The 25,638-nt window shown below is 72.7% G+C and carries 22 protein-coding genes and 1 riboswitch; of the genes, 5 read left to right on the forward strand and 17 right to left on the reverse strand.

What is annotated here, in order from left to right; all coding sequences use genetic code 11:
* On the reverse strand, window positions 1-2,631 hold the full coding sequence (valS, locus tag JT1_RS02790; protein ID WP_068322716.1) for a valine--tRNA ligase: 2,631 nt from the start codon (window positions 2,629-2,631) through the stop codon (window positions 1-3).
* A gap of 85 nt (window positions 2,632-2,716) precedes the next feature.
* On the opposite strand from valS, the gene JT1_RS02795 reads away from it, so the two are divergent.
* The gene (locus tag JT1_RS02795) at window positions 2,717-3,481 is read left to right on the forward strand and encodes a lysophospholipid acyltransferase family protein (protein ID WP_068322719.1); all 765 of its coding nucleotides are present in this window, start codon (window positions 2,717-2,719) and stop codon (window positions 3,479-3,481) included.
* A 3-nt stretch (window positions 3,482-3,484) separates the two neighbouring features.
* Here the strand turns inward: JT1_RS02795 and JT1_RS02800 are convergent, their stop codons facing one another.
* Window positions 3,485-5,311: an ABC transporter ATP-binding protein gene (locus JT1_RS02800; RefSeq protein ID WP_068322722.1), complete on the reverse strand. Its 1,827-nt coding sequence runs from the start codon at window positions 5,309-5,311 to the stop codon at window positions 3,485-3,487.
* Window positions 5,312-5,395: 84 nt separating this feature from the next.
* Between JT1_RS02800 and JT1_RS02805 the strand changes: the two genes are divergently transcribed.
* Window positions 5,396-5,860, forward strand: coding sequence for a MarR family winged helix-turn-helix transcriptional regulator (locus JT1_RS02805; protein WP_082807430.1), 465 nt, complete (start codon window positions 5,396-5,398; stop codon window positions 5,858-5,860).
* Window positions 5,861-5,872: 12 nt separating this feature from the next.
* Here JT1_RS02805 and JT1_RS02810 read toward each other — a convergent pair whose 3' ends face one another.
* The 9 genes from JT1_RS02810 to JT1_RS02850 all read right to left on the reverse strand — a co-directional run bounded on the left by JT1_RS02810 (window position 5,873) and on the right by JT1_RS02850 (window position 15,743).
* Window positions 5,873-6,412 carry an NUDIX hydrolase family protein gene (locus tag JT1_RS02810; protein ID WP_068322725.1) on the reverse strand — a complete coding sequence of 180 codons (540 nt, stop codon included), beginning with the start codon at window positions 6,410-6,412 and terminating at the stop codon, window positions 5,873-5,875.
* A 32-nt stretch (window positions 6,413-6,444) separates the two neighbouring features.
* Window positions 6,445-8,703 carry a heavy metal translocating P-type ATPase gene (locus JT1_RS02815; RefSeq protein WP_068322727.1) on the reverse strand — a complete coding sequence of 753 codons (2,259 nt, stop codon included), beginning with the start codon at window positions 8,701-8,703 and terminating at the stop codon, window positions 6,445-6,447.
* Window positions 8,700-9,614: a DUF8832 domain-containing protein gene (locus JT1_RS02820; RefSeq protein WP_068322731.1), complete on the reverse strand. Its 915-nt coding sequence runs from the start codon at window positions 9,612-9,614 to the stop codon at window positions 8,700-8,702. The genes JT1_RS02815 and JT1_RS02820 overlap by 4 nt, the downstream gene beginning before the upstream one ends.
* Window positions 9,614-9,823, reverse strand: a complete 210-nt coding sequence (locus JT1_RS02825) for a heavy-metal-associated domain-containing protein (RefSeq protein ID WP_068322734.1) — start codon at window positions 9,821-9,823, stop codon at window positions 9,614-9,616. Before JT1_RS02825 ends, JT1_RS02820 begins: the two co-directional genes overlap by 1 nt.
* Window positions 9,824-9,912: 89 nt before the next feature.
* Window positions 9,913-10,689 (reverse strand): ECF transporter S component, encoded by a 777-nt coding sequence (locus JT1_RS02830; RefSeq protein ID WP_068322736.1) that lies wholly within the window; start codon window positions 10,687-10,689, stop codon window positions 9,913-9,915.
* Window positions 10,686-12,305 carry an ABC transporter ATP-binding protein gene (locus JT1_RS02835; protein ID WP_068322739.1) on the reverse strand — a complete coding sequence of 540 codons (1,620 nt, stop codon included), beginning with the start codon at window positions 12,303-12,305 and terminating at the stop codon, window positions 10,686-10,688. Before JT1_RS02835 ends, JT1_RS02830 begins: the two co-directional genes overlap by 4 nt.
* Window positions 12,302-13,438, reverse strand: coding sequence for a CbiQ family ECF transporter T component (locus tag JT1_RS02840; RefSeq protein ID WP_068322742.1), 1,137 nt, complete (start codon window positions 13,436-13,438; stop codon window positions 12,302-12,304). The genes JT1_RS02835 and JT1_RS02840 overlap by 4 nt, the downstream gene beginning before the upstream one ends.
* Before the next feature lie 8 nt (window positions 13,439-13,446).
* Entirely contained in the window at window positions 13,447-14,382 is a 936-nt protein-coding gene (locus JT1_RS18200) for a hypothetical protein (RefSeq protein ID WP_169701820.1), read from the reverse strand.
* The gene (locus JT1_RS02850) at window positions 14,382-15,743 is read right to left on the reverse strand and encodes a prenyltransferase/squalene oxidase repeat-containing protein (protein WP_068322748.1); all 1,362 of its coding nucleotides are present in this window, start codon (window positions 15,741-15,743) and stop codon (window positions 14,382-14,384) included. Before JT1_RS02850 ends, JT1_RS18200 begins: the two co-directional genes overlap by 1 nt.
* A 108-nt stretch (window positions 15,744-15,851) precedes the next feature.
* Window positions 15,852-15,914, reverse strand: a riboswitch (cobalamin riboswitch).
* A gap of 311 nt (window positions 15,915-16,225) precedes the next feature.
* Between JT1_RS02850 and ileS the strand changes: the two genes are divergently transcribed.
* Genes ileS through JT1_RS02865 form a run of 3 tightly spaced genes read left to right on the forward strand, consistent with a single transcriptional unit; the run spans window position 16,226 to window position 20,607 of the window.
* Window positions 16,226-19,543, forward strand: a complete 3,318-nt coding sequence (gene ileS / locus JT1_RS02855; protein ID WP_068322751.1) for an isoleucine--tRNA ligase — start codon at window positions 16,226-16,228, stop codon at window positions 19,541-19,543.
* Between the two features lie 7 nt (window positions 19,544-19,550).
* A complete protein-coding gene (locus tag JT1_RS02860) occupies window positions 19,551-19,910 on the forward strand; it encodes a CidA/LrgA family protein (protein ID WP_068322755.1) in 360 nt (119 codons plus the stop codon).
* Entirely contained in the window at window positions 19,903-20,607 is a 705-nt protein-coding gene (locus tag JT1_RS02865) for an LrgB family protein (protein ID WP_068322758.1), read from the forward strand. Before JT1_RS02860 ends, JT1_RS02865 begins: the two co-directional genes overlap by 8 nt.
* Window positions 20,608-20,662: 55 nt before the next feature.
* On the opposite strand, the gene JT1_RS02870 is transcribed toward JT1_RS02865, so the two are convergent.
* From JT1_RS02870 to JT1_RS02895, 6 genes are all read right to left on the reverse strand, one after another.
* Window positions 20,663-21,700 carry an IS481 family transposase gene (locus JT1_RS02870; protein ID WP_068321680.1) on the reverse strand — a complete coding sequence of 346 codons (1,038 nt, stop codon included), beginning with the start codon at window positions 21,698-21,700 and terminating at the stop codon, window positions 20,663-20,665.
* Between the two features lie 187 nt (window positions 21,701-21,887).
* Window positions 21,888-22,394, reverse strand: coding sequence for an SRPBCC domain-containing protein (locus JT1_RS02875; protein WP_068322761.1), 507 nt, complete (start codon window positions 22,392-22,394; stop codon window positions 21,888-21,890).
* Window positions 22,391-22,729, reverse strand: a complete 339-nt coding sequence (locus JT1_RS02880) for an ArsR/SmtB family transcription factor (RefSeq protein WP_068322765.1) — start codon at window positions 22,727-22,729, stop codon at window positions 22,391-22,393. Before JT1_RS02880 ends, JT1_RS02875 begins: the two co-directional genes overlap by 4 nt.
* Window positions 22,730-22,755: 26 nt before the next feature.
* The gene (locus tag JT1_RS02885) at window positions 22,756-23,565 is read right to left on the reverse strand and encodes an ABC transporter ATP-binding protein (RefSeq protein ID WP_068322769.1); all 810 of its coding nucleotides are present in this window, start codon (window positions 23,563-23,565) and stop codon (window positions 22,756-22,758) included.
* Window positions 23,562-24,620: a FecCD family ABC transporter permease gene (locus JT1_RS02890; protein WP_068322774.1), complete on the reverse strand. Its 1,059-nt coding sequence runs from the start codon at window positions 24,618-24,620 to the stop codon at window positions 23,562-23,564. Before JT1_RS02890 ends, JT1_RS02885 begins: the two co-directional genes overlap by 4 nt.
* Complete coding sequence (locus tag JT1_RS02895) at window positions 24,617-25,636, reverse strand: FecCD family ABC transporter permease (protein WP_211596799.1); 1,020 nt, start codon at window positions 25,634-25,636, stop codon at window positions 24,617-24,619. The genes JT1_RS02890 and JT1_RS02895 overlap by 4 nt, the downstream gene beginning before the upstream one ends.
* Window positions 25,637-25,638: the final 2 nt, after the last annotated feature.

The raw sequence follows: 25,638 nt of genomic DNA on the forward strand, positions 1-25,638 counted from the left end.
TCAGACCTTCGGCGGCTTGACGAAGGGGATGAGCTCGACGTCGCGGAGGCTGACCTCCTCGCCCTCGGCGTAGTCGAAGGCCCCCGTGAGGCGACCGGCGCTGCGCAGGTCGCTCTCGCCCGCCCGCACGAGCTCGGCCCTGGCGGCCGGGGCGACGAGCGTCGCCGCGGTGATCTCGCTGCGCATGCCGACCTTGGCGTCGGACTTCGCCTTGCGGACCTGGCTCAGGGCCTCGCCGACGGCGCCGAGGACGGCGGCGTCGCCGCCCGGGGGCAGCTCGTCGACGGTCGGCCAGGTGGCGCGGTGCACGGAGCCCTCCTTCCACCACGACCAGACCTCTTCCGTGGCGTAGGGCAGGACCGGGGCGAGGAGACGCAGCAGCGCGTCGAGCGCGAGGCGCAGGGCGGCACGCGCCGAGGCGGTACCGGCCCGGTCCTGGCCCTCACCGCCGTGGGCGCGGTCCTTGACGAGCTCGATGTAGTCGTCGCAGAAGGTCCAGAAGAAGGTCTCGGTCACCGACAGGCTGCGGGTGTAGTCCCAGGCCTCGAAGCCCGCGGTCGCCTCGGTGACCACCTGCCGCAGCCCGGCGAGCATCGACTGGTCGAGCGGGTGGGTGACGGCCGCGGCGAGGTCACCGTCGGCCTCGCCGAACCCGAGCGCGAACTTGCTCGCGTTGAGCAGCTTGATCGCGAGGCGACGGCCGATCTTCATCTGGCCGGTGTCGTACGCCGCGTCGGTGCCCAGACGGCCGGAGGCCGCCCAGTATCGGACCGCGTCGGCGCTGTGCTCGACGACGACGTCCTCGGGCGTGACGACATTGCCCTTGGACTTGCTCATCTTCTTGCGGTCGGGGTCGAGGATCCACCCGGAGATCGCGGCGTTCTTCCACGGCGCGGTGCCGTGCTCGAGGTGGGCGCGCACGACGGTCGCGAAGAGCCAGGTCCGGATGATGTCGTGGGCCTGCGGGCGCACGTCCATGGGGAAGACCTTGTCGAAGAGGTCGGACTCGCCCCGCTCGGAGGCGAGCCAGTCGCCGGCGATCTGCGGCGAGAGCGACGACGTGGCCCAGGTGTCCATGACGTCCGGGTCGCCGGTGAACCCGCCCGGCTGGTCGCGCTGGTCCTCGGTGTACCCGGTGGGGACCTGGGCCATCGGGTCGATCGGCAGCTGGTCCTCGGTGGGCACGATCGGGCTGTCGTACCGCGGCTGGCCGTCGACGTCCAGGGCGTACCAGACGGGGATCGGGATGCCGAAGAAGCGCTGGCGCGAGATGAGCCAGTCGCCGTTGAGGCCGGCGACCCAGTTCTTGTAGCGCGACCTCATGAACTCGGGGTGGAAGTCGATCTCGTCGCCGCGGGCCTGCAGCGCCAGGTTCAGCTCGGCGTCGCGGCCACCGTTGCGGATGTACCACTGGCGCGAGGTGACGATCTCGAGCGGCTTCTCGCCGCGCTCGTAGAAGTTGGCCTTGCGCTGGGTCTTCTGCGGCTCGCCCTCGAGGTCACCGGAGGCGCGCAGCGCCTCGACGACGACCTCGCGGGCGGAGTGCACGGTCTTGCCGGACATCTGCGAGAAGACCTCCGCCCCCTTCGCGCTCCCGGCAGCGGCAACCCACTCCGGGGTCTCGCCGAGGACGCGACCGGCGCGGGTGATGATCGAGCGGGTCGGCAGCTGCAGCTCGCGCCACCAGATGACGTCGGTGAGGTCACCGAAGGTGCAGCACATCGCGATGCCCGCGCCCTTGTCCATCTCGGCGGCCGGGTGGGCCACGACGGGCACCTCCACGCCGAAGATCGGGGAGGTCACGCTCGAGCCGAAGAGGCCCTGGTAGCGCTCGTCGTCGGGGTGCGCGATGAGGGCGACGCAGGCGGGGAGCAGCTCGGGACGGGTGGTCTCGATGTGGACCGGCCCGTCGGCGCCGTGGAAGGCGACGCGGTGGTAGGCGCCCGGGTAGTCGCGCGCCTCGAGCTCGGCCTGCGCGACAGCGGTCTGGAAGGTGACGTCCCACAGGCCCGGCGCCTCGGCCGTGTACGCCTCACCGCGAGCGAGGTTGCGCAGGAAGGCGGTCTGCGCGGTCGCGCGGGAGCGGTCGTCGATCGTGCGGTACTGGATCTCCCAGTCGAGGCTGAAGCCCAGGCGCCGGAAGAGGGACTCGAAGGCCTCCTCGTCCTTGACCGTCAGCTCGTCGCACAGCTCGATGAAGTTCTGCCGGCTGACCGGGACCTGGTCGGCCGCCTTGATCGTCTTCGTCGTGCCCTCGAAGGGGGGCGTGAAGTCCGGGTCGTAGGGCAGCGAGGAGTCGCCGCGCACGCCGTAGTAGTTCTGGACCCGCTTCTCGGTCGGCAGGCCGTTGTCGTCCCAGCCGATCGGGTAGAAGACGTTGAAGCCCTGCATGCGCTTGTAGCGCGCCATGCAGTCGGTGTGCGTGTAGCTGAAGACGTGCCCCATGTGGAGGCTGCCGCTCGCCGTGGGCGGCGGCGTGTCGATGGAGAAGACCTGGTCGCGGGGCCCCTCGGGGTCGAACGCGTAGGTGCCCTGCTCGCGCCATACGGCGCCCCAGGTGTCCTCGAGGCCGTCCAGCGAGGGACGGTCCGGGATGCGGGCGGCGTCGGGGGCAGCGGAGAGCTCGGTCATGGGCCAGATCTTCCCATTGCCGGGTGTGACCGGACCAATCGGCCAAGGTCCACCGCGGCAACCTACGAGACCGTAGGCTGCAGGCATGCGCCGCCCTGAGCCTCTCTACCGCGCGATCATCATCGTCGCCCGGATCATCTTCCTCGTGAACGGCTACCGCTTCACCATCAAGGGGGAGCGCAATGTCCCGAGGGAGGGGGGCGCGGTCATGGCGATCAACCACACCGGCTACATCGACTTCGTCCTCGCCGGTCTCGGCGCCCGCAAGAGCCGCCGGTGGGTGCGCTTCATGGCCAAGAAGTCCATCTGGCAGCACAAGGTGGCCGGGTGGTTCATGCGTGGGCTCAAGCACATCCCCGTCGACCGCCACGCGGGCGGCGCGGCCTTCAAGGAGGCCGTGCAGAAGCTCAAGGACGGGGAGGTCGTCGGCGTCTACCCCGAGGCGACGATGTCGCGCTCCTTCGAGATCAAGGAGCTCAAGAACGGCACGGCGCGGATGGCCCAGCTGTCCGGCACGCCGATCCTGCCGACCATCGTCTGGGGGGCGCACCGCATCTGGACCAAGGACGTGCCCAAGCGCCTGGGCCGCACGGGGTTCCCGATCCACATCACCATCGGCGAGCCGATCCACGTCGGTCCGGACGAGGACGTCACCGAGGCCACCGAGCGGCTGCGCGAGGTCATGAAGCAGCTGCTCGACGAGACGATCGCCGCCTACCCGCCGCTCACGGGGGAGGACCTGCGCTTCCTGCCCGCTCGCCTCGGCGGCACCGCCCCCTCGTACGAGGACGCGTACGCCAAGGACCACCGCGACATGACGCGCGTCAAGGACCAGTTCACCAAGGACTGACCCTCAGGCGGTGAGGGCCAGGTCGCTGCCGGCGAGCCGGGCGTAGGCGCCGCCGCGGCGCAGCAGCTCCCCGTGCCCGCCGCGCTCGAGCACCCGACCACCGGAGAGCACGAGGATCTCGTCCGCGGACGCGATGGTGCTCAGGCGGTGGGCGATGGTGATCGTCGTGCGGCCACGGGCCAGGGCGTCCAGGGCCACCTGCAGCTCGCGCTCGGTGTCGTTGTCGAGGGCGCTCGTCGCCTCGTCCAGGACGAGGACCGCCGGGTCGCGCAGGAGCGTGCGGGCGATGGCGATGCGCTGCTTCTCACCACCGGAGAACCGGTGGCCGCGCGCCCCCACCACGGTGTCGAGGCCGTCGGGCAGGCCGGCGACGAGGTCCGCGGCCTGGGCGGTCGCGAGGGCCTGCCACAGCTGCGCCTCGGTGGCGTCGGGGTCGGCGAGCAGGAGGTTGGCCCGGATGGTGTCGTGGGCCAGGTAGGTCTCCTGGGTGACGATGCCGACGACGTGCGTCAGCGTCTGCGGGTCGATGTCGCGCAGGTCGTACCCGTCGACCGTGATCCGCCCGGTGTCCGGGTCGGCGAGCCGCACGAGCAGCGACGCGAGCGTCGACTTGCCGCTGCCGGTCGCGCCGACGAGGGCCAGGTGGGCACCGGCCGGGACGGTGGCGGACACGTCGTCGAGGGCGCGCCCGTGGCCACCGGGGTAGGCGTACGAGACGCCCTCGATCCGCAGGTCCCCGCGGAGGCGAAGGGGGTCGATGTCCACCGGGTCGCTGGGCGCGGCCACCTCCGGATCGAGGTCGAGATAGCCGAAGACCCGGCTGAAGAGGGCCATCGAGGCGATCCACGAGGCGCCGACGTTGAGCAGCCCCATGATCGGGCGGAAGATGCCTGCCTGCAGCGTCGTGAAGGCGATGATCGTGCCGATCGTCATGCCGCCGCTCGTGGCGGGCAGTCCCGCGGCCAGGTAGATCAGCGCGGGGATCGCGGCGAAGACGATCGACATCGTCGCCATCCGCCAACGGCCGGCGAGCTCGGAGCGCACCTCGAGGCCGACGAGGTCGGTCGAGGTCTCGGCGAAGAGCCGGGCGCCGCGCTCGGAGGCGCCCAGGGTCTTCGACAGCAGCGCACCGCTCACCGACAGCTCCTCGGTGACCTGCGCCTGCAGGTCGGCGAGCCGCCGCTGGCGCCGGGCGGTGATCTCCCTTCGTGCGAAGGCCACCTTGCGCGTGGTCCAGATGGCCGGGGGCAGCACGAGGAGGGAGAAGAGCGAGAGCCGCCAGCTCAGGGCGACCATCGCGACGGCGGTCGCGACCGCCGTCGTGAGGTTGGAGGCGATCGAGACCGCGGTGCTCGTGACGATCGACTGCATGCCGGCGACGTCCTGCGTGATGCGGGACTGGATCTCGCCGGAGCGGGTGCGGGTGAAGAAGCTCATCGCCTGTCGCTGCAGGTGGGTGAAGACGTCGGTGCGCAACCGGTGCATGACCGCCTGGCCCACGCGCGTGGAGATCCAGGTCTGCTGCACGCCGATGAGGGCGGTCGCGATCGTCACGAGGAGCATGCCGCCCACGGTGAGGAGGAGGAGCCGGACGTCCTGGCGGGGGAGCGCGTCGTCGATGACCACGCGCAGGAGGAAGGGGGAGGCCATCGAGATCAGCGAGCTCGCGACGATGAGGCCCACGACCGCGGCGACCTGCCAGCGGTAGGGGCGGAAGCAGGAGATGACCCGGCGGGCGCTCACCGGGCTCTCGGCGAGCTGGGCGCGGTCTCGCGGGTCGACGCGGTGCGGTCCGCGGCCGGTCTTGGGGGAGCTCACGGGGGTGTCCATGCGGGCCCCTTTCGTCACAGTCAGTTCGTGATGCTGAGGTTACCTCACTATGAGGTGAGCGGTCAAGATCGCTACCCTTGGGGCATGAGCCCACGCACCCCCGCCCCGGACGGCGACGACCTCGGCGAGCAGCTGCTGCGTGTCGCCCGCCGCCTGCGCCGCGCGTGGCTGGTCGATCTGTCCGCGCACGACCTGTCGCCGCACGAGCTGCGCGCCCTGCGGGTGGCCGCGGACCGCGACGAGGCGCCGCGCCTGCGCGACCTGGCCGATGCCCTGCGCATCGCCCCACGCTCGGTGACCGACGTCGTCGACGCCCTCGAGGCGAAGGGACTGGTCGAGCGACGCCCCGACCCGGCGGACCGTCGGGCGAGCGTCGTCGTCGTGACGGACCGGGGCAGCCGCACCCGGGCCGCCGTCCACGAGGCCCGTCGGCGCAGCGTCGCCGGGCAGATGGGCGCGCTCAGCGCGCAGCAGCGCGCGGCCCTGACCGATGCCCTGACCACGCTCGAGGAGGGCCTGGAGGACCCCCCTCCGCGTGCATTGCCCTAGGGGAATGCAGCCTCAGAAGGCGGAGTGGCCCACATGGACGAGCGCCTGGCGCAGCAGCGCGCCGTGGCCGCCGGCCATCTCGGCGAGCTGACCGGTCTCCCCGGCCTCCTGCGGCGTGAGCCAGGCGAGGTCGAGCGAGTCGTGCTGGGGGGCGCAGTCACCGCGGACCGGGACGATGAAGCACAGCGCCACGGCGTGCTGCCGCGGGTCGTGGAAGGGGGTGACGCCCGGCGTCGGGAAGAACTCGGCGACGGTGAACGGCACGGGCGAGGCGGGGACCGAGGGGAGCGCCATCGGGCCGAGGTCCTTCTCGAGGTGGCGGACCAGGGCGTCGCGCACCCGCTCGTGGTAGTTGACCCGACCGGCGACCAGCTCGCGCTCCATCGTGCCCGTCTCGGAGGCTCGCAGGAGCAGCCCGACGCGGGTGACGTCACCGTTGTCGGAGACCCGCACGGGGACGGCGGCCACGTAGAGGATCGGCACGCGCCCGCGCACGTTGTCCAGCTCCTCGCGGCTCAGCCACGCTTCCTGTCGCTCCACGTCGGTCGGCATGCTCGCCATCCTCGCAGAACCCCCCGAGGCCCTCAGGACCGGGCGATGCTGCGGAACCCCCTCAGCCGCAGGCTGTTGCCGACGACGAAGACGCTGGAGAAGGCCATCGCCGCCCCGGCGAGCATCGGGTTGAGCAGGCCGAGGGCGGCGACCGGCACCGCGGCGACGTTGTAGGCGAACGCCCAGAAGAGGTTGCCCTTGATCGTGTCGAGCGTCCTGCGCGAGAGGCGGATGGCGTCGACCGCCCCGAGCAGGTCCCCGCGCACGAGCGTGATGTCGGAGGCCTCGATGGCGACATCGGTGCCCGTGCCCATCGCCAGGCCGAGGTCGGCCTGCGCGAGCGCCGGCGCGTCGTTGACGCCGTCACCGACCATCGCGACGGTCCTCCCTTCGCCCTGCAGGCGGGTGACGACGTCGACCTTGCCGCTCGGGAGGACCTCGGCGATGACCTCGTCGATGCCCACCTCCGCGGCGATGCGCCGGGCGACCGCCTCGTTGTCGCCGGTGAGCAGCACCGGCGTCAGGCCGAGCCCGCGCAGGGCGGTGACCGCTTCCGTGCTCGTGGCCCGGACCGTGTCGGCGACCACGAGCAGGCCGCGGGCGGCCCCGTCCCAGCCGACGGCGACGACGGTGCGGCCCGCACCCTCCTGCTCCGCCTTGGTCGCCGCGAGCGCCTGCGTCAACGGCTGCGACCGATCGGCGAGCAGGCTCGCGCGGCCCACGACGACCGCGCGCCCGTCGACGACGCCCTGGACACCCGTGCCCTCGAGGTTGGTGAAGTCCTCGGGCGCCGGCAGCGGACCGACCTCCTCGCTCGCCCCCGCGGCGATCGCCCGCGCGATGGGGTGCTCGGAGGCGTGCTCGAGGGCGCCGGCCAGGCGCAGCAGCTCGGCGCGCTCGACGCCCGGCGCGGTGACGACGTCGACGAGGGCCATCCGACCGGTGGTCACGGTGCCCGTCTTGTCGAGGACGATCGTGTCGACCCGGCGCGTGGACTCCAGGACCTCCGGGCCCTTGATGAGCACGCCCATCTGCGCGCCGCGGCCGGTGCCGACGAGCAGGGCCGTCGGGGTGGCCAGGCCGAGCGCGCACGGGCAGGCGACGACGAGGACGGCGACGGCCGCGGTGAAGGCGGCGCTGGCGGGGAGGCCGGCACCCAGCCAGGCGCCGAGGGTCACGACGGCGATCGCGATGACGACCGGCACGAAGACCCCGGAGATCCGGTCGGCGAGGCGCTGCACCTCGGCCTTGCCGGTCTGCGCGTCCTCGACGAGCCGGGCCATCTGGGCCAGCTGCGTGTCCGACCCGACGCGGGTCGCGCGCACGATGATCCGGCCGCCGGCGTTGACGGTCGCGCCGGTCACGGCATCGCCCTCGGTGACCTCGACGGGCACGGACTCACCGGTGAGCATCGACGCGTCGACCGCGGAGGTCCCGCTCGTGACGACGCCGTCGGTGGCGATCTTCTCCCCGGGGCGCACGACGAAGTCGTCGCCGACGCGCAGCTCGTCGACCGGGACCATCACCTCGGTGCCGCCGCGCAGCACGGCGACCTCCTTGGCACCGAGCTCGAGCAGGGCGCGCAGCGCGGCGCCTGCCCGGCGCTTCGAGCGCTTCTCGAAGTACCTACCGGCGAGGATGAAGAGGGTGACCCCTGCCGCGACCTCGAGGTAGATGTTGCCGGCGCCGTCGGAGCGCTCCACGGTCAGCTCGAACGGGTGCGTCATGCCCGGCTCGCCGGCGGTCCCGAGGAAGAGCGCGTAGAGCGACCAGAGGAAGGCCGCGAGCGTGCCCATCGAGATGAGCGTGTCCATCGTGGCGGCGCCGTGGCGCAGGTTGGCCCAGGCGGCCCGGTGGAAGGGCCAGGCCCCCCAGACGACGACCGGGGCGGCCAGGGCGAGCGAGGCCCACTGCCAGTGCTCGACCTGCAGTGCCGGGACCATCGCCATCGCGATGACCGGCGCGGACAGGACCGCGGTCCCGACCAGACGATGACGAAGGGAGGTCAGCTCGGGGTCGTCGTCGGCGCCGGTGTCCTCGCTCGAGGGGACCTCCGGTGCCGGCAGGGCGGCGGTGTAGCCGGCCTTCTCCACCTCGGCGACGAGGAGCGCGGGGTCGTACCCCTCGGGTGCGCTGACCCGCGCCTTCTCCGTGGCGTAGTTGACGGTCGCGGAGACCCCGTCGAGCTTGTTGAGCTTGCGCTCGATGCGGTTGGCGCACGAGGCGCAGGTCATCCCGCCGATCAGGAGCTCGTGGTCGGGGCCGGTCGCGGTGGGGGCTTCGGTGCTCATCGGGTCTCCTCTGCGGCATCGATCACGAAGGTGGCCGTGCGGACCTCGTCGTCGACCCGGAAGTCGAGGTACAGCAGGTAGCGCCCGGCGGTCGGGGTCTCAGCGGTGAAGTCGATGCCGGGGCCGGCGGTCGCGCCGGCACCCGGCTCCTTGTCCCGGGCGTGGACGTGGAGGTAGGCGAGGTCGCCCTCGCGCAGCGCGACGAGGTGGCCGAAGGCGCCGAGGTAGGGCTGCACGTCGGTGACGGGGCGTCCGTCCCGCTCGATCGAGACGGTGAGGTCGGTGGCCGTGCCGGCCTCGAGCCTGCCGTCGATGGTCACGGTGTACCCGTCGACCTCGTCGGTGCGCGAAGGGCGTTGCACGACGGGCGTGTACGCGCCGGTGACGTCGACGGTCCGACTCAGGGTGACCCCCTTCGCCGGCGTGCCACCGGGGGTGAAGTCGGCGTAGACGCGGTGGGTGCCGGCCTCGTCCCAGGTCCACGGCACGGACCACGTGCCGCTCTCCCGGTCGAGTCGGGGGTGCTCGTGGCGGTAGCCGGAGCCGTCGCTGCGCACGACGACGAGGTGGAGGTCCTGCTCGTGCGCCCGCGTGTACTGCGTCAGGGGCTCGCCGTGCGCGTCGAGCACGCGGAAGGACAGCGTGCCGGCGGAGCCGGTGCGGCGAGGCGCGCTCACGGGGGAGAGGCGGTAGCCGTCGGCCTCCAGCGAGACGCCGGTCGGCGCGTGGTCCGCTGCGTCGGCTGCCTCGTGGGGCGGGGCGTCGGCGTGGGTGTCGACGTGGCTCGGCTCGAGCTCGGACCAGCGGGCGACGACCTCGTCGGGCACGGCGGCGCCGGCGATCCCGTAGGACGCGCTGAAGGCCACCACCAGGCCCGCGCCGTAGGCGGCGAGGCGGACGCCCGCCTCCATCAGGCCCGCACCGCCGTGTAGCCGGCCTCCTCGACCGCGGCGAGGACCGCGGCGTCGTCGACGGAGTCGTCGGCGGTGACGAGCAGGCGGCCGCTCTCGTGGCTGACCTCGATGCCCTGGACGCCGGGGATCTCGCCGACCTCTTCGCGGACGGACATCTCGCAGTGGCCGCAGGTCATCCCGGTCACGGTGTACTCGGTGGCGCTCATCGTCGTCTCTCCTGGCTCGGTCGAACTACCCCGAGGGGGTATCTGATGAGACCAACCGTATACCTCGTGGGGGTATTTCCGCCACCGCCTCAAGGCCGGGAGAAGGATGCCCGCCGCGCGGCCCGGCGCAGGGCACCGAGGACCGGTCTGCCGGTGAGGGCGATGAGCACGACATTGGTGCCCGCCCGCCCGAGGTCCCAGGCCAACGAGGTCGCGAGGGTGAAGGCGAGGAAGCGCCGCAGGTTGTCCGCGACCGGGTCGCCCGCGACGAAGGCCAGCGCCGCCTCACCCTGGACGGTGAAGGGCCAGAAGGAGAAGTTGAGCGCCGCCCCGTAGAGAAGCCCGGTGACCACGCCGTACGCGCAGAGCAGCACGATCTCGGCGGCGCCCTTCGCCCGGGGCAGCAGGCCGGCGCCCATCCCGACCCACGAGGCGGCGAGCATCTGGAAGGGCAGCCACGGACCCACCCCGGCGGTGATGAGCGCGCTCGCCGCGAGCGTCGTCGAGCCGAGGACGAAGCCGAAGCCGGGGCCGAAGACCCGGCCGGAGAGGATGAGCAGGAAGAAGACCGTCTCGAGCCCCGCGGTCCCGCCCCCGAGCGGACGAAGGGCGGCCCCCACCGCCGAGAGCACGCCGAGCATCGCGATCGCCTTGGTGTCGAGACCGCCGTCGCCGACCTCGGCGAGGACGACCGCGAGCACCCCGATCAGGACCGCGGCGAAGACGAGCGGGGCGTCCCCGCCGTGCGACAACCCGCTCTCGGGCGTGATGACGAGCGGCCAGAGGAAGGCGAAGAGCCCGACGACGCTCGTCAACCCGATCGCCGCGACGGCGCGTGGTCGCAGCACGACCGCGGTCGAGCTCACGGTCGACCCGCCGCGGCGCGCACCTGCGCGACCGTGAGGAGCGGGGCCGGCGCGAGCACCTTGGCCACCTGCGGGGCGAAGGCGGGGGAGGAGACGACCACCTCGGCGGTGGGGCCCTGCGCGATGACCTCGCCGTCGGCCATGACGACGACCCGGTCGGCGGTCTCGGCGACGAACTCCACGTCGTGCGTCGACAGCAGGACCGTGCGGCCCCGGTCCGCGACGGCGCGCAGCGCGCGCGTCAGGGCGGCCTTGGCCGTGTAGTCGAGACCGCGCGTCGGCTCGTCGAGCAGGACGACGGTGGGGTCGGCGGTCAGCTGCACCGCGAGGACGAGGGCCAGGCGCTGCCCCTCGGACAGGTCGCGCGGGTGCCGCTGCGGCGGGATGCCCGGCGCGATGGTCTCGAGCAGGGCGGCGCAGGTCCCCACGGGGGCGTCCGCGTCGAGGTCGGCGCGCTCGCACTCCCCGCCGACGGTCTCGAGGTAGAGCAGGTCGCCGGGCGTCTGCGGGACGAGGCCGACGACGCCGCGCCGGGCCGCGGGGGCGAGCGTCTCCGGGTCCTCCCCGTCGACCGCCACTGTGCCGGCGGCGCGCGAGCCCGACCCCTGCAGGGCCCACATCAGCGAGGACTTGCCGGCACCGTTGCGCCCCATGAGGGCCGTGATCGCCCCAGCGGGCAGCGTCAGGTCGACCGCGTCGACGGCGACCAGGGCGCCGTGGCGCACGGTCACCCCCTTCGCCGTGATGCCGGCCGGGAGGCTGGGGGCGGGCGCGGGGGCCGGCCACCCGCCCAGCTCGCGACGAAGGGGGCCCGCCGCGCGTCGGGCGTCACGCACGGACAGGGGCAGTGGGGTCCACCCGGCCCAGCGCCCCAGCTCGACGACGGGAGGAGCGACGGTCGAGCCGACCATGATCCGTGCCGGGTCGCCGTGCTCGACGCGGCCGTCGACGACGTGCACGACCGAGTCGGCGTGGTGGATGACGCGCTCGATGCGGTGCTCCGCGACGACGACCGTCGTCGACAGGTCGTGCACGAGGCGGGAGATCGCGGCGAGCACGTCCTCCGCCGCGGTGGGGTCGAGCGCCGAGGTCGGCTCGTCGAGGACGATGACGCGCGGGTGGAGGGTGAGGACGGCACCGATCGCGACCCGCTGCTGCTGTCCGCCGGAGAGGTCGCGCAGCGGGGCATCGCGCAGGTCAGCGATGTCCATGACGTCGAGGGCCTCCTCGACCCGGCGCCGCATCGTCTCCGGGGCCAGGCCGAGCTGCTCCATGCCGTAGGCGAGCTCGGCCTCGACGGTCTCGGTGACGAACCCGGCGAGCGGGTCCTGCCCGACGACGCCCACGATGTCGGCGAGGTCGCGGGGACGGTGCGTGGCCGTGTCGCGCCCGGCGACGAGGACCCGGCCCTCGAGGTGGCCACCGGTGAAGTGCGGCACGAGCCCGTTGATCGCGCCGAGCAGGGTCGACTTGCCGGAGCCGGTGCGGCCGACGACGAGCGCCAGCTCGCCCTCGTCGATCGTCAGGTCGACGTCGCGCAGCGCGGGGGCGTCGGCGCCGTCGTAGGTGATCGTCACGCCGTCGAGGACGACGGCGGGCTCGGGTGACCAGCTCATGCGTGGCTCCTCCCGGTCGTGGTCGTGGCCGTGCCGGTCGCGCGGGCGGCGCGGGTGCGGTGCACGGGCGGGGGCGGGGTGAGCGCGGCGGGCAGCGTCGCGACGAGCAGGCCGAGGGTGAGGAGCCAGGGCAGCTGCGGCGGCCCGAGGGGGGCGAGCGGCATGGTGAGCGCGGCCGGTTCCCAGCGGACGCTGGCCAGCGCGGCGACCGCGGCCAGCACGCCGCAGGCCGCAGTGAGCGTCTCGGGGGTCCGCCAGGGGGAGGGGCGGTAGGTCGTGCGGGAGACGGCGAGCGACCCGCTGCGCAGGCCGAGGGCGCCGAGCGCGACGCCGACGAGCAGCATCGGGGTCCCGACCCACTCGGGGCTCGTCGCGTCGAGGACCCCGTAGCTGCCGACGGCCGTGCACAGCAGGCCGCCGAGCGTGAGCAGACCGGTCGTGCGGTGGCGGGCGGGGGAGACCGCGCCGCGGCGCCCGTAGCCGCGCGAGTCCATCGACGCGGCGAGCGAGAGGGAGCGCTCGAGCGTGTCCTCGAGGACCGGCATCGCGACCCGCCGGAAGGCGCGCAGCCCCCGTGCGGCGTCGCCGCGCAGCAGCCGGGCCCGGTGGACCCGTCGCGCGGACTCGGCCAGCTGGGGCGCCACGCTGATCGCGACGACGATCGCCGTCCCGATCTCCTGCAGGGCGCCGGGGAGCGCGGCGAGCAGCCGCTTGGGGTCGGCGAGCGCGTTGGCGGCGCCGATGCACAGGATCATCACCGCGAGCCGCAGCCCCTCGAAGAGCGCCCCGAGCAGGCCCTCGAGCCGCACGTCACCGAGCAGGTCGATCCCCGCGGCCCAGCCCGGCAGGCCGATCGTCGGCAGCGGCAGGACGACGAACTCGCCGTACTTGAGCCCGACGAGCACGTGCAGCACGAGCCGCAGCCCGATGATGAACCCGCCGAGGACCGCGTAGAGCCGGAAGGCGCGGCCCCACGGCGAGTCGGTGCGGCGCGCGACGACGACGAGGGTCACGGCGGCCGCGGCGAGCAGCAGCACGAGCGGGTTGGTCGTCTGCGAGACCGCCACGGCCAGCCCGATGGCCCAGAGCCACCAGGCTCCCGGGTGGAGGGCGCGTGCGATCGGTGGGGTCACGAAGGGGGTCAGCCCGCGCGTCGTCGTGCGGCCACCGCAGCGGCGCCCCCGCCGAGGGCGAGGAGCAGGCCGCCACCGATGACGGTCGGCAGCAGGGCGCCGCCCCCGCCGCCAGAGGTGTCCGCGCCGGCCGCCACCGTCGCGTCCGAGGAGGTCGTGGACGAGGCGGACGTCGGGGGCTGGGTCGAGGACGTCGACGTGGTCGACGACGTCGTGCCCTTCGACGTCCGCGAGGGCTTCGACGCCCGTGAGGAGGACGTCGCCGACGAACCGCTGTCACGGGTGGTGGTCGACGAGGTCGAGAGGGCGGTGCTGCTGGTCGTCCGGCCCGGGGTCGGTGCCGCCGTGCCGCCCGGGTCCGGGGTGCTGGTGCTCGTCGGGTCCGTGGCGGTCGACGAGCCCCCGCCACCGCCCCCGGACGTGGGTCGGGGCGCGGCCGTCGTGCGGGGCGCGTCGGCCGTCGCACGAGCGGTCGGCTGCGAGGTGGTCGTCGGGGCCGCGGGTGCGGGCGCGGGTGGCGCGACGCTCGGCGACTGGCTGGAGCCCAGGCGGAAGCCGACCGAGGTACCCGGCGCCGGGTCGTACTCGTAGATCCCCCTCTGCGAGTACTGCCAGGAGCCCCCCGCCGGCGCGTGGAAGAAGGCCCAGTACTGGCTCGCGGGAGGCATGCGCACGCACGAGGTGCTGGGCACGCCGTTGATCTGGCACACGGCCCCCGGCTGGGTCTGGACCTGCTGCACGCTGAAGCCCGCGGCGGTCAGCGCCGCACCCGCAGAGGCGGGGTCACCCGAGGCGCACCGCACGTCGGTCGAGGACCCGTAGTCCACGACGACGGTCACCCCGCTGCCGCCCGAGCAGGGCGCCGCCTGGGCGGGGGCGGCCAGCGTGAGGCCGGCCCCGCCGACGACCAAGGAGGTGCCGAGGGCGGCGAGCAGCCGCCGCATCAGCGCACCCGCTCTCCGACCCGACGACGGGTCACGAGGGTCGCGCCGGCGGCCGTGGCCGCAGCGCCGAGGCCGAGGGCCCACGCCGGCCAGCCGGCCGAGGGGGCGGTCACGCCGTCGGTCTGGACGACCGCGGGGATCTCCGGCTGCTGCGGGGCGGCGCCGGTGTCGGTGCCCGTACCGGTGCCGTCGCTGCCGCCGGTGCCGTCGGTGCCAGTGCCGTCGGTGCCAGTGCCGTCGGTGCCGGTGCCGTCGGTGCCAGTGCCGTCGGTGCCGTCGTCACCGGAACCGTCGGTGTCGTCGCCACCGGGAGCGGGGGTGTCGCAGCCGGTGTCCGGGGTGGCGGCGGCCTGCCCGGCCGAGGTCACGGTCGCGTACGACTGGTCGGTCAGGCCGAGCAGGGCCTGGGCGGTCGAGCGGGTGATGGTCCCGTCGGGGGCGGCGGAGGCCCCCTTCGCCACGGCGGCGTCGAAGTCGGCGCGGTTGTACGCGATGCCGCCGGCGAGGGCCGGGGTGGCGCAGTCGAAGGTCAGCGCGTCGACGTACCCGAGCGCGCTCGCCCGGGCGTCGTCACGACCGGCGAGCCGGAAGGCGACGGCCGCGAGGCCGGTGCTGTTGGAGTTGGCGCCCTCGGTCGTGGCGCCGCCGCCGACACCGCCGTCGGAGCCCTGCCGGGACTCGAGGTAGTCCGCGGCCTCCTGCACGACGGCCTCCTGCCCCCCGACGACGTCGAGGGCCTGGACGGTGAGGGAGGTGGCGTCGGGGTCGGAGACGCAGCCGTCGGCGAACTCGAGGCTGAAGCCGCCGTCGTCGCACTGCTGCGACAGGAGGGTCTCGACCGAGGCCGTGGAGGGGGTGGCGCCCGCGCGCGTCAGGCCGATGACCCCGAAGGCCTGGCCGAGCGTGTTGGAGTAGTCGCCCCACTGGGACTGGTCGGAGAAGCGGCCGTCGGCGTCCTCGAGGGACTGCAGCTGGGCCACGAGGTCGACGCCACCGAGGGACCGCGGGTCGAGCCCACGGGCGCTGGCGAACGTGAGCAGCTTGGCGGTCGCGGCCGAGTAGACCTCGTCGCCGTACCCGTAGTACGTGCCTGCGTTGGCGACGACGTAGTCGGTCGCGGCGGCGGAGGCGTCCCCGCCGGAGCCCGCGGCGCTCATGCCGAGCACCCCGTCGATCGTCAGGCCGAGGTCGTCGAAGGTCTGCCCGCCGGACTCGACGGTCAGCCGGTCACCGCCGTCCGCCAGACGGTCGGCGAGGTAGGCGACGGAGTCCGCGGGTGCGGCCGCGCTCGCGGTGGGGGCGAGGGCGAGGCCGAGGGCGCCGACGGAGGCCGTGGTGGCGAGGGTGCGCAGGAGACGCATGGGAGCGTGCCTTTCGGGCTTGGGACGGTATGCCGTTGACCCGGGCGCGATGCGTCGGGCTCGACCCGCTGTCCACGGCGGGTGATGGCGGAGCCACACGTCGTCTCAGGTGCTCCGGCTCGCCACGAGGCTCACGGTTGCGGGACAGCGCCGGACTCGCACCGGCTTCCCCCGAGGGACGCTGGGGTGAGTCTACCCGCGCGCCGCAAGCCCTTACACTGGTCCCTGCAGGCGCCTGAGCCGTCATCACCGGCGAGCCTTCCGGAAGAACGGGACCACGACCCACGCGGGCCGCGCTCCTCACTAGACCCGGACGGGTGGTCACGTCACGACCGAAGGACCAAGAGCGGTCTGCTCCCGACGCGTGCGAAGGGGGTGGACAAGCGGGGTGGTACCGCGGTGGCCGCAGTCGCATCAGACCCAGGCCGTCGTCCTCGTGGCACAGCCGAGACGACCACCCCGAGCACCCCGGAGCCGCCGCGATGACCTACCCCAAGGTCTCCACCACCGACGCGACCACCGTCGCCGCCTCCCCGAGCTTCCCCGAGATCGAGAAGCACGTCCTGAGCTACTGGGACGAGGACCAGACCTTCCAGGCCTCGATCGACGCGCGCGACCCGGGCGAGGACGGGGCCAACGAGTTCGTCTTCTACGACGGACCCCCCTTCGCCAACGGCCTGCCGCACTACGGGCACCTGCTCACCGGCTACGTCAAGGACGTCGTCCCGCGCTACCAGACCATGCGCGGCAAGCGCGTCGAGCGCCGCTTCGGCTGGGACACGCACGGCCTGCCCGCCGAGCTCGAGGCGATGCGGCAGCTCGGGCTGAAGACGACCGACGAGATCCGCGAGCTCGGCATCGAGAAGTTCAACGCCGCCTGCCGCGAGTCGGTCCTGAAGTACACCGGGGAGTGGCGCGACTACGTGACCCGGCAGGCGCGCTGGGTCGACTTCGACAACGACTACAAGACCTTCAACCCCGGCTTCATGGAGTCGGTCATCTGGGCCTTCAAGTCGATGTACGACAAGGGCCTGGTCTACGAGGGCTTCCGCGTGCTGCCGTACTGCTGGCAGGACGAGACGCCGCTGTCCAACCACGAGCTGCGCATGGACGACGACGTCTACCAGCAGCGCCAGGACCCGGCCGTCACCGTAGGTCTGCGGATGCACACGACCGGCGAGGACCCGGTGCTCGACGGTGCCCACCTGCTCGTGTGGACGACGACGCCGTGGACCCTGCCGAGCCACCTCGCCGTCATGGTGGGCACCGAGATCGACTACGTCGTCGTCGAGGCGCCGGTCCCCGGCGTCGAGGGGGAGGTCGCCAAGTACCTCCTCGCCGAGGCGCGCCTGGGCCACTACGCCCGTGAGCTCGGCGAGGAGCCGGTCGTGCTCGGTCGGTACACCGGCGGCCAGCTGCTCGGCCGCACCTACGAGCCGCCGTTCTCGTACTACTCCGGGCACGCCAACGCCTTCCGCGTCGTCGCTGCGGACGACGCGGTGACGACGACCGACGGTTCCGGCCTGGTCCACACCGCCGGCGCCTTCGGTGAGGTCGACAAGGAGGTGACCGACCGCGAGGGCATCGAGGCGGTCATGCCCGTCGCCAAGGACGGCACCTTCACCGCGCCCGTGAGCCACTACGCCGGCCTGCTCGTCTTCGACGCCAACGGCCCGATCATCGACGCGCTCAAGGCGACCACCCGCGGCGAGCCCACCGACGCGGTCACGCCCGGCACGATCCTGCTGCGTCGGGAGTCCTACGAGCACTCCTACCCGCACTGCTGGCGTTGCCGCCAGCCGTTGATCTACAAGGGCGTCGAGTCCTGGTTCGTCGAGGTCACGGCGATCAAGGACCGGATGCTCGCCAACAACGAGCAGATCACCTGGGTGCCCGGGCACGTCAAGCACGGGCAGTTCGGCAAGTGGCTGGAGAACGCGCGCGACTGGTCGATCACCCGCAACCGCTTCTGGGGCAGCCCGGTGCCGGTGTGGAAGTCCGACGACCCCGCGTACCCGCGCATCGACGTCTACGGCTCCTTCGAGGAGATCGAGCGCGACTTCGGGCGGCTGCCGAGGGACCCGGAGAACCCGGACGTGCCGGACCTGCACCGCCCCTTCGTCGACGAGCTGACCCGCCCCAACCCGGACGACCCGACCGGCCGGAGCACGATGCGCCGCGTCGAGGACGTCCTCGACGTGTGGTTCGACTCCGGGTCGATGAGCTACGCGCAGGTGCACTACCCCTTCGAGAACGCGGAGTGGTTCGAGCACCACTTCCCGGGCGACTTCATCGTGGAGTACATCGGCCAGACCCGCGGCTGGTTCTACACGCTGCACATCCTGGCCACCGCGCTCTTCGACCGGCCGGCCTTCTCCTCCGTCATCAGCCACGGCATCGTCCTGGGCAACGACGGGCACAAGATGAGCAAGTCCCTGCGCAACTACCCGGACGTCTCCGAGGTCTTCGACCGCGACGGCGCCGACGCGATGCGCTGGTTCCTCATGAGCAGCCCGATCCTGCGCGGCGGCAACCTCGTCGTCACCGAGCAGGGCATCCGCGAGGGTGTGCGCCAGGTGCTCATCCCGCTGTGGAACAGCTACTCGTTCTTCACGCTCTACGCCAACGCGCTGGGCGGGGCCGACGGGTCCGGCTACGAGGCGAAGTGGTCGACGGCGTCGTCGGACCCGCTCGACCGCTACCTGCTGGCCAAGCTGCGCGAGTTCGTCGAGGACGCGACCGCCCGGATGGACGTCTACGACATCGCGGGTGCCTGCGACAGCACGCGGACCTTCACCGACGTGCTGACCAACTGGTACATCCGGCGCAGCCGCGAGCGGTTCTGGGCGACCGGTGCAGACCGGACGGACGCCGAGGCCGCCTGCGACACGCTCTACACGGCGCTCGAGGTGCTCTGCCGTGTCGCCGCCCCCCTTCTCCCGCTCACGACCGAGGAGATCTGGCGCGGTCTGACCGGGGAGCGCTCGGTGCACCTCGCCGACTGGCCACAGGCGCAGGACCTGCCGGCCGACCACGAGCTCGTCGTCGCGATGGACACCGCGCGCGCGGTCTGCAGCTCGGCGAGCGGCCTGCGCAAGGCCAACAAGCTGCGCAACCGGCTGCCGCTGCGCGACCTCACGGTCGTCGTGCCCGAGGCCGCGCGGCTCACGGCCTTCGGCGCGATCGTCGCCGACGAGGTCAACGTGCGCCAGGTGAGCCTGCTCGACATCACCGACCCGGCCGCGCAGGAGTTCGGCGTGAGCCAGCGACTCGCGGTCAACGCCCGCGCCGCCGGACCGCGCCTGGGCAAGCAGGTGCAGGTCGCGATCAAGGGTTCCAAGACCGGGGACTGGTCGGTCGCCGAGGACGGCACCGTCACCGCCGGCGGGATCGAGCTCGTCGAGGGCGAGTACACGCTCGAGACCGTCGCCGCCGATGACGAAGGGAGCCAGCGCGCCACCGCCATGCTCCCCGGGTCCGTTGGCGGGTTCATCGTCCTCGACACCGAGGTCACCGACGAGCTCGCTGCCGAGGGCCTGGCCCGCGACGTCGTCCGGGCCGTGCAGGACGCCCGCAAGCAGGCCGGTCTGGAGGTCTCGGACCGGATCAGCCTGACGATCACCGGCTCGCAGCCGGTGTGGGAGGCGACGGTCGCCCACCAGGGGCTCATCGTCGACGAGACCCTGGCGGGCCAGTTCGGCTCGGCGCCGAACCTCGAGGCGCTGCCGCTGGGCGATGGCGTCGTCGAGACCGAGCTCTCGGGCAACGAGAGGGTGCGGGTCAAGGTCACCCGCCTGTGAGGCCCCGATGATCAACGGCATCCTCTGGGTGCTCGGGTGCCAGCTGGTGGGCGAGGTCCTCGTCCGCGCGCTCGGCATCTCGATCCCCGGCCCGGTCGTGGGGATGGTGCTCCTCTTCGGGGTCCTCTCCCTGCGCCGGCCGGGGGAGACCTCGGGCACCCTGCGCTTCGCCGACGGGCTGCTGCGCCACCTCCAGCTCTTCTTCGTCCCGGTGACGGTCGGGATCATGGTCCACGCCTCCGAGATCGCCCGGCAGTGGCTGCCGATCGGCGGCGGTCTCGTGGTCTCGTGGGCCGCCGGCCTGGTCACCGTGGCGCTGCTCGCCTCGTGGCTCACGCGTCGTCGCGGGGAGGACGTCCATGGGTGACGCCCTGGACTTCCTGCGTGACTCGCCGGTCACGTGGGTCTTCGTCACCCTGCTGGCCTACCGGGCGGGTCTGTGGCTGCGTGCCCGCACGCACGGGCACCCGCTCGCCCAGCCCGTGCTCGTCGCGGCCGGGCTCGTCATCGCCCTGCTCGCGCTGCTGGGCATCGACTACGACACGTACATGACCGGGGGGTCGCTGGTGCACCTCGTCCTCGGTCCCGCCACCGTGGCCCTCGCGGTGCCGCTGCACCGGCAGGCCCACCACCTGCGCGAGATGGCCGTGCCGCTCGCGGTCGCCCTGCCCGCCGGCGCGCTGGTCTCCATCGGCTCTGCGGTGCTCACCGTGCGCGCCCTGGGGGGCGGGGAGGCGCTGGCCAACACCATCGCCCCCAAGGCGGCGACCACACCCGTGGCCATCGCGATCGCCGACAGCATCGGTGGTGTGCCGGCGCTCGTCGCGGTCTTCACGATGTTCGCCGGGATGCTCGGTGCCGTCCTCGGTCCGTGGGCGCTCGACCGGATGGGCGTGCAGGACCGGCGGGTCCGCGGCCTGGCGATGGGTGCGGTCTCGCACGGCGTCGGCACCTCGCGCTCTCTGCACGACAGCATCGTCGAGGGTGCCTTCGCCGGGTTGGCCATGGGCCTGACCGCGCTGCTGACGAGCATCCTCGTGCCGGTCGTCGTCGCGCTGCTCTGACCCCTGCATTCCCCTGGGGCAATGCAGACGAGCGGTCGCCGACCTGCGCATTGCCCTAGGTGTAACTGGGCATGACCTTGGTGACACGGGTCTTGGCGCGGCTGGCTGGGGGTTGGTCCCCGATGGCGCTGTGTGGGCGATGGTAGTTGTAGTGGGTCACCCAGATCTGTAGCTGTCGTCGGCGGGCTTCTTCGGAGGGGTAGGCGTCGGCGTAGAGGACCTCGCGGGCCATGGTCTGCTGGTAGCGCTCGACCTTGCCGTTGTGCTTGGGCGTGTAGGGCTTGATCCGCTTGTGTTTCGAGGCGAAGGAGAGCACCGAGCGGGTGAAGTTCTTGGCGCGGTAACAGGACCCGTTGTCGGTGACGATGCGGGTGATGCGGGTGATGCCGTGCGCGGCGAAGAAGACCCGGGCGCGGGCCAGGAACGCGATCGCGGTCGCGGCGCTCTCGTCGTCGTGGGCCTCGGTGTAGACCATCCGGGTGAAGCCGTCCACGGCCGAGTGCAGGTAGGTGTAGCCCACCTTGGCGCCGCGGTGGTGTCCTCGCAGGCCGCGGGCCCGGTCAGCGTCCGAGCCGCGGCCGTGGACGCGCCACCCGCCCCCGGGCGGGATGCGTCCGACCTTCTTCACGTCCAGGTGGATCATGTGCCCGGGGTAGCGCGCGATGATCTTGCCGGCGGGCTGCTGGCGCAGGGGCTGCCCGTCGACGTCCAGGTCCCGCAGCCGGTTCAAGCCCTCGCGGCGCAGGATCCGGGCGATGGTGCACACCGCCACATTCGTGCCCTCATCGGCCAGCGCCAGATGGATGCGCCGCGCGGACCACTTACGGCGCCGCAGCTCGATGATCCGCTCGACCACCGGTTCGGCAGTCGCGCTCGGGGAGCGTTGTGGCCGGCTGGAGCGGTCGTGCAGCCCTTCCTCGCCGTGCTCGCGGTAGCGGGCTACCCATTTGGACAGGCACTGGCGTGAGATCGCGGCCTCGGCTGCGACGTGCGCGATCGGCCGCGGGCCGGCCTCATCATTGGCCTGACCCAGCACTCGCTCGATCAGACGTAGGCGACCACCAGGGGTCATCGGGGCATTAGCGTGGGACACAGGGCAGGTTCCTTTGGCTGGCTCGTGATGAACGGCTTTGACACCCTCATCCTGTCGCCACGGGGACCTGCCCGCCCTGTTACGCCCCTCCTCGTGTCACCAACCTCATGCCCCGCAACACCTAGGGCAATGCGGACGAAGGGGGGAGGTCGCCCGCGCGGGCGACCTCCCCCTTCGTCCGCCCGGGTCAGAGGGCCTCGGCCTGCCGCTGCCAGACCTGCTCCTCCATCGGCCGGCCGGTCTCGAGCACCGACTTGATGCCGGAGAGGACCCACGGCCAGCCGCCACCGCCGGCGCCCGACGGGTCGGGGTTGCCGGCGACCTGGCTCGCCGTCTGCGGTCGACCGGTGAGGTCGTGGGTCAGGGTGAGGCGGGTGGCGCCGTCGGCGGTGGCCTCGATGTCCCACGTGACGGTGCCCGGCTCCTCGTCCTGGATCCAGGTCGGTGCCCAGGTCTGCACGAGGCGACGCGGCGGGTCGGCCTCGAGGACCTCGCCGGTGACGACGACCTCGGGCATGCCCATGGACCTCATCTCCTCGCTCGCCCGGTGCTCGTAGTGGCCGCCGGGGGTCAGGTCGTAGGAGACGTCGCCGGTGTACCCGTAGAGACGGCTGAACTCGGGGGTGGTGATCGCCTCCCACACGCGCTCCGGGGTGGCGTTGATGAAGATGCGGTGGATCTGGATGTCGCTCATGACTGGTCCCTGTCCTTTTCCAAGACACGTTTGAGGTCGAGCAGCGCGGAGGCCCGCGCGGCCGTGTACTTGTCGATCCAGCGGTCGTGGATCGCCCGGATCGGGACGGCGTTGAGGAAGTGCAGCTTGCTCCGCCCCTGCTTGCGGGTGACGACGAGATCCGCTTCCTCGAGCAGCCGCAGGTGCTTGGCCACCCCGAACCTCGTCATCTCCCAGCGCTCCCGCACGACCTCCTCGAGCTCGGACTGGGTGCGCCCGTCCTGCTCGTGGAGCGCGTCCAGCAGGGCCCGGCGGACGGGGTCCGCCAGGGCCTTGAAGACGAGGTCGTCGGTCACCCCACCGAGGATAGGTGACTATTTAGTCACCTGTCAATGGTCGAGGCCGGGAGTGCAGCGGACCGGACGTGCGGGACGACGAGCGGGGTGCCCGACCGGGGGTCGTCGACGACGTCGGCGGCCAGGCCGAAGACCTCACGCACGAGCTCCGCGGTGAGGACCGAGGTGGGGTGGCCGTCGCCGCGGATCCTCCCTTCGCTCATCACCACGAGACGGGAGGCGAAGCGAGCCGCCTGGTTGAGGTCGTGCAGCACGGCGACGACCGTGCGGCCCTCGCGGTTGAGCTCGGCGAAGAGCTCGAGCAGCTCGTACTGGTGGGCGATGTCGAGGAAGGTCGTCGGCTCGTCGAGCAGGATGACCTCGGTGTCCTGCGCGAGCACCATGGCGACCCACGCGCGCTGGCGCTGACCGCCCGAGAGAGTGGCGACCGGGGTGTCGGCGAGGTCGCCCAGGTGGGTCCGCTGCAGCGCGGCCGCGATGGCCCGGTCGTCGTCGGGGGACCACTGCCGCAGCAGGGTGTGGTGCGGGTGCCGACCGCGGGCGACGAGCTCGGCGACGGTGATGCCCTCGGGGGCGACCGCGCTCTGGGGCAGCAGCGAGATCCGTTGCGCGACAGCGCGTCCACGCATCCGGTGCACGTCCTCGCCGTCGATCTCGACGCGGCCGGCCGAGGGCCGGTTGACCCGGCACAGCGCCTTGAGCAAGGTCGACTTGCCGCAGCCGTTGGGTCCGACGACGACCATGAAGTCACCCTGCTCGATCGCCAGGTCGAGCGAAGGGATGACCGGCTCGCCCCCGTAGCCGACGGTGACCTGGTGGGCAGCGAGGAGCGTCATGTGGCCTTCTTCCATTCGCCGACGAGCAGGAGGCCGAGGTAGACGCCACCGATCGCCAGGGTGAGGATGCCGACGGGCAGCCCGTCGAGGAGGGGGACCTGCTGGGTGGCGAGGTCCGCCAGGGACAGCAGGAGGGCGCCGGTCACCGCGGACAGCCCGAGCAGTGGCCGGGCGCTGCGGGCCAACCGGCGGGTGATGTGCGGTGCGGTCAGGGCGACGAAGGAGATCGGCCCGGCGACCGCGACGGCACCGCCGGCCAGCAGGACGGACAGGAGCACCGCCCTTCGCCGGACCGCGCCGGAGTGCACGCCGAGCGAGGCGGCGACCTCGTCGCCCATCTCGGTCATCCCGAGCGGCACCGACAGCATCGCCAGGGGCACGGCGGCCACGGCGAGGACGATCCAGATCGTCACCGCCTGGTCCCAGCCGCGGGCGTTGAGGCTGCCGTTGATGTAGGCCGCCAGCACCGACGACTTGTCCCGGGCCATGACGTAGACGACGTACTGGGTGAAGGCGTAGGCCATCGCCGAGACACCGATGCCGGCGAGCACCATGCGCATCGGGTTGGACAGGCCGGTGCCGGTACTCACGGCCACCAGCCCCACGGCGATCGCGGCGCCGGCCACGGAGCCGATCACGATCGAGGTGGCGCTGGGCACGAGCAGCCCGACGAAGGCAGCACCGGCGCCTGCACCCGCGCTGACCCCGATGACATCGGGACTGCCCAGGGGGTTGCGGGTCACCGACTGGAAGAGCGCGCCGGAGGCGCCGAGCGCTGCACCGGCACCGAGCGCGACGACCAGCCGCGGCCCGCGCAGGTTGCCGAGGACGAAGTTGGCCTTGCCCCGCGCGTCCCCGCCCAGGACATCGGCGATGCCTGCCGGCAGCTCCATGACCGGGATGCCGAGCCGCCCCATCGACAACGTCGCCACAGCCGCGCCGACGACCAGGGCGACGAGGACGAGGCCCAGGAGTGCCACCCTTCGGCGCACCGGCAGTCGGACACGGCGACCCAGACCGATGACGGGCTCCGAGGTGGTCCACGGGGTGCTCATGCCGCCCGCTTCCCGAGGCGCCGGACCGCGAGAAGGAGGACCGGTGCCCCCACGAAGGCCGTCACCACCCCCACCATGAGCTCCTGCGGTCGCAGCACGACCCGACCGATGATGTCCGCCCCGAGCAGCACGATCGGGCCGACGAGCAGGCAGGTGATGAGCTGTCGGCGCATGTCCAGGCCGACGAGGGTCCGCACGATGTGGGGGACGGCCAGACCGACGAAGGCGATCGGTCCGACGGCTGCGGTTGCCGCCGCGCAGAGCAGGGTTGCCGCGCCGAGAGCAGCAGTGCGCAGCAGGGTGGTGTTGACCCCCAGGCCGGTCGCGGTCTCCGAGCCCAGGGCGAGGGCGTTGAGGCCGCTCGCCGAGAGCAGAGCGAGGACCAGCCCGACGATGAGGAAGGGGGCGACCGACCGCAGCTGGTCGAGCCCACCGTCACCCAGCGATCCGACGACCCAGAAGCGGTAGCTGTCGAAGTGCTGGGGCATCGACAGTGCGAGCCCCTGGACGTAGGCGCTGAGCACCGCCGCGACGACCGCACCAGCGAGGACGAGGCGCACCAGGCTGGCGCCGCCGCCACCCACCGTGCCGATCGTGTGGACGACGAGCGCCGCGATCCCACCGCCGAGCAGTGCGACCCATGCCGAGGCCGTCGACCCCGTCGCCACGCCGAAGAAGGCGCTCGCGGTCACCATCGCGGCAGCCGCACCGGCGTTGATGCCGAGCAGCCCCGGGTCGGCGAGCGGGTTGGCGGTTACGCCCTGCATGAGCGCCCCCGACAGGGCCAGCGCGACCCCCACCGCAAGCGCGAGCAGGGTGCGCTCGATGCGTGAGTCGAGAACGGTCGCCAGGTAGGTGTCCGGCCGCCCGGTGAGAGCGCCGATCACCTCGGGCAGGGACGTGGACTTGGATCCGACGGCGAGGGAGGCCAAGCAGATGAGGGCGAGCATGACGACGCACCCCACGAGGACCAAGGCGGTCCGTGGGGTGCGTCGTGCGGAGGGCGTGCTCGTCACCA

The organism is Janibacter terrae NBRC 107853 (assembly GCF_001591405.1).
GTDB lineage: Bacteria > Actinomycetota > Actinomycetes > Actinomycetales > Dermatophilaceae > Janibacter > Janibacter terrae.

Bases quoted from the DNA above. Each gene is read 5' to 3' on its own strand.
- valS (WP_068322716.1), bottom strand. From the start codon at position 2,631: ATGACCGAGCTCTCCGCTGCCCCCGACGCCGCCCGCATCCCGGACCGT.
- JT1_RS02795 (WP_068322719.1), top strand. From the start codon at position 2,717: ATGCGCCGCCCTGAGCCTCTCTACCGCGCGATCATCATCGTCGCCCGG.
- JT1_RS02800 (WP_068322722.1), bottom strand. From the start codon at position 5,311: ATGGACACCCCCGTGAGCTCCCCCAAGACCGGCCGCGGACCGCACCGC.
- JT1_RS02805 (WP_082807430.1), top strand. From the start codon at position 5,396: ATGAGCCCACGCACCCCCGCCCCGGACGGCGACGACCTCGGCGAGCAG.
- JT1_RS02810 (WP_068322725.1), bottom strand. From the start codon at position 6,412: ATGCCGACCGACGTGGAGCGACAGGAAGCGTGGCTGAGCCGCGAGGAG.
- JT1_RS02815 (WP_068322727.1), bottom strand. From the start codon at position 8,703: ATGAGCACCGAAGCCCCCACCGCGACCGGCCCCGACCACGAGCTCCTG.
- JT1_RS02820 (WP_068322731.1), bottom strand. From the start codon at position 9,614: ATGGAGGCGGGCGTCCGCCTCGCCGCCTACGGCGCGGGCCTGGTGGTG.
- JT1_RS02825 (WP_068322734.1), bottom strand. From the start codon at position 9,823: ATGAGCGCCACCGAGTACACCGTGACCGGGATGACCTGCGGCCACTGC.
- JT1_RS02835 (WP_068322739.1), bottom strand. From the start codon at position 12,305: ATGAGCTGGTCACCCGAGCCCGCCGTCGTCCTCGACGGCGTGACGATC.
- JT1_RS18200 (WP_169701820.1), bottom strand. From the start codon at position 14,382: ATGCGGCGGCTGCTCGCCGCCCTCGGCACCTCCTTGGTCGTCGGCGGG.
- JT1_RS02850 (WP_068322748.1), bottom strand. From the start codon at position 15,743: ATGCGTCTCCTGCGCACCCTCGCCACCACGGCCTCCGTCGGCGCCCTC.
- ileS (WP_068322751.1), top strand. From the start codon at position 16,226: ATGACCTACCCCAAGGTCTCCACCACCGACGCGACCACCGTCGCCGCC.
- JT1_RS02860 (WP_068322755.1), top strand. From the start codon at position 19,551: ATGATCAACGGCATCCTCTGGGTGCTCGGGTGCCAGCTGGTGGGCGAG.
- JT1_RS02865 (WP_068322758.1), top strand. From the start codon at position 19,903: ATGGGTGACGCCCTGGACTTCCTGCGTGACTCGCCGGTCACGTGGGTC.
- JT1_RS02875 (WP_068322761.1), bottom strand. From the start codon at position 22,394: ATGAGCGACATCCAGATCCACCGCATCTTCATCAACGCCACCCCGGAG.
- JT1_RS02885 (WP_068322769.1), bottom strand. From the start codon at position 23,565: ATGACGCTCCTCGCTGCCCACCAGGTCACCGTCGGCTACGGGGGCGAG.
- JT1_RS02890 (WP_068322774.1), bottom strand. From the start codon at position 24,620: ATGAGCACCCCGTGGACCACCTCGGAGCCCGTCATCGGTCTGGGTCGC.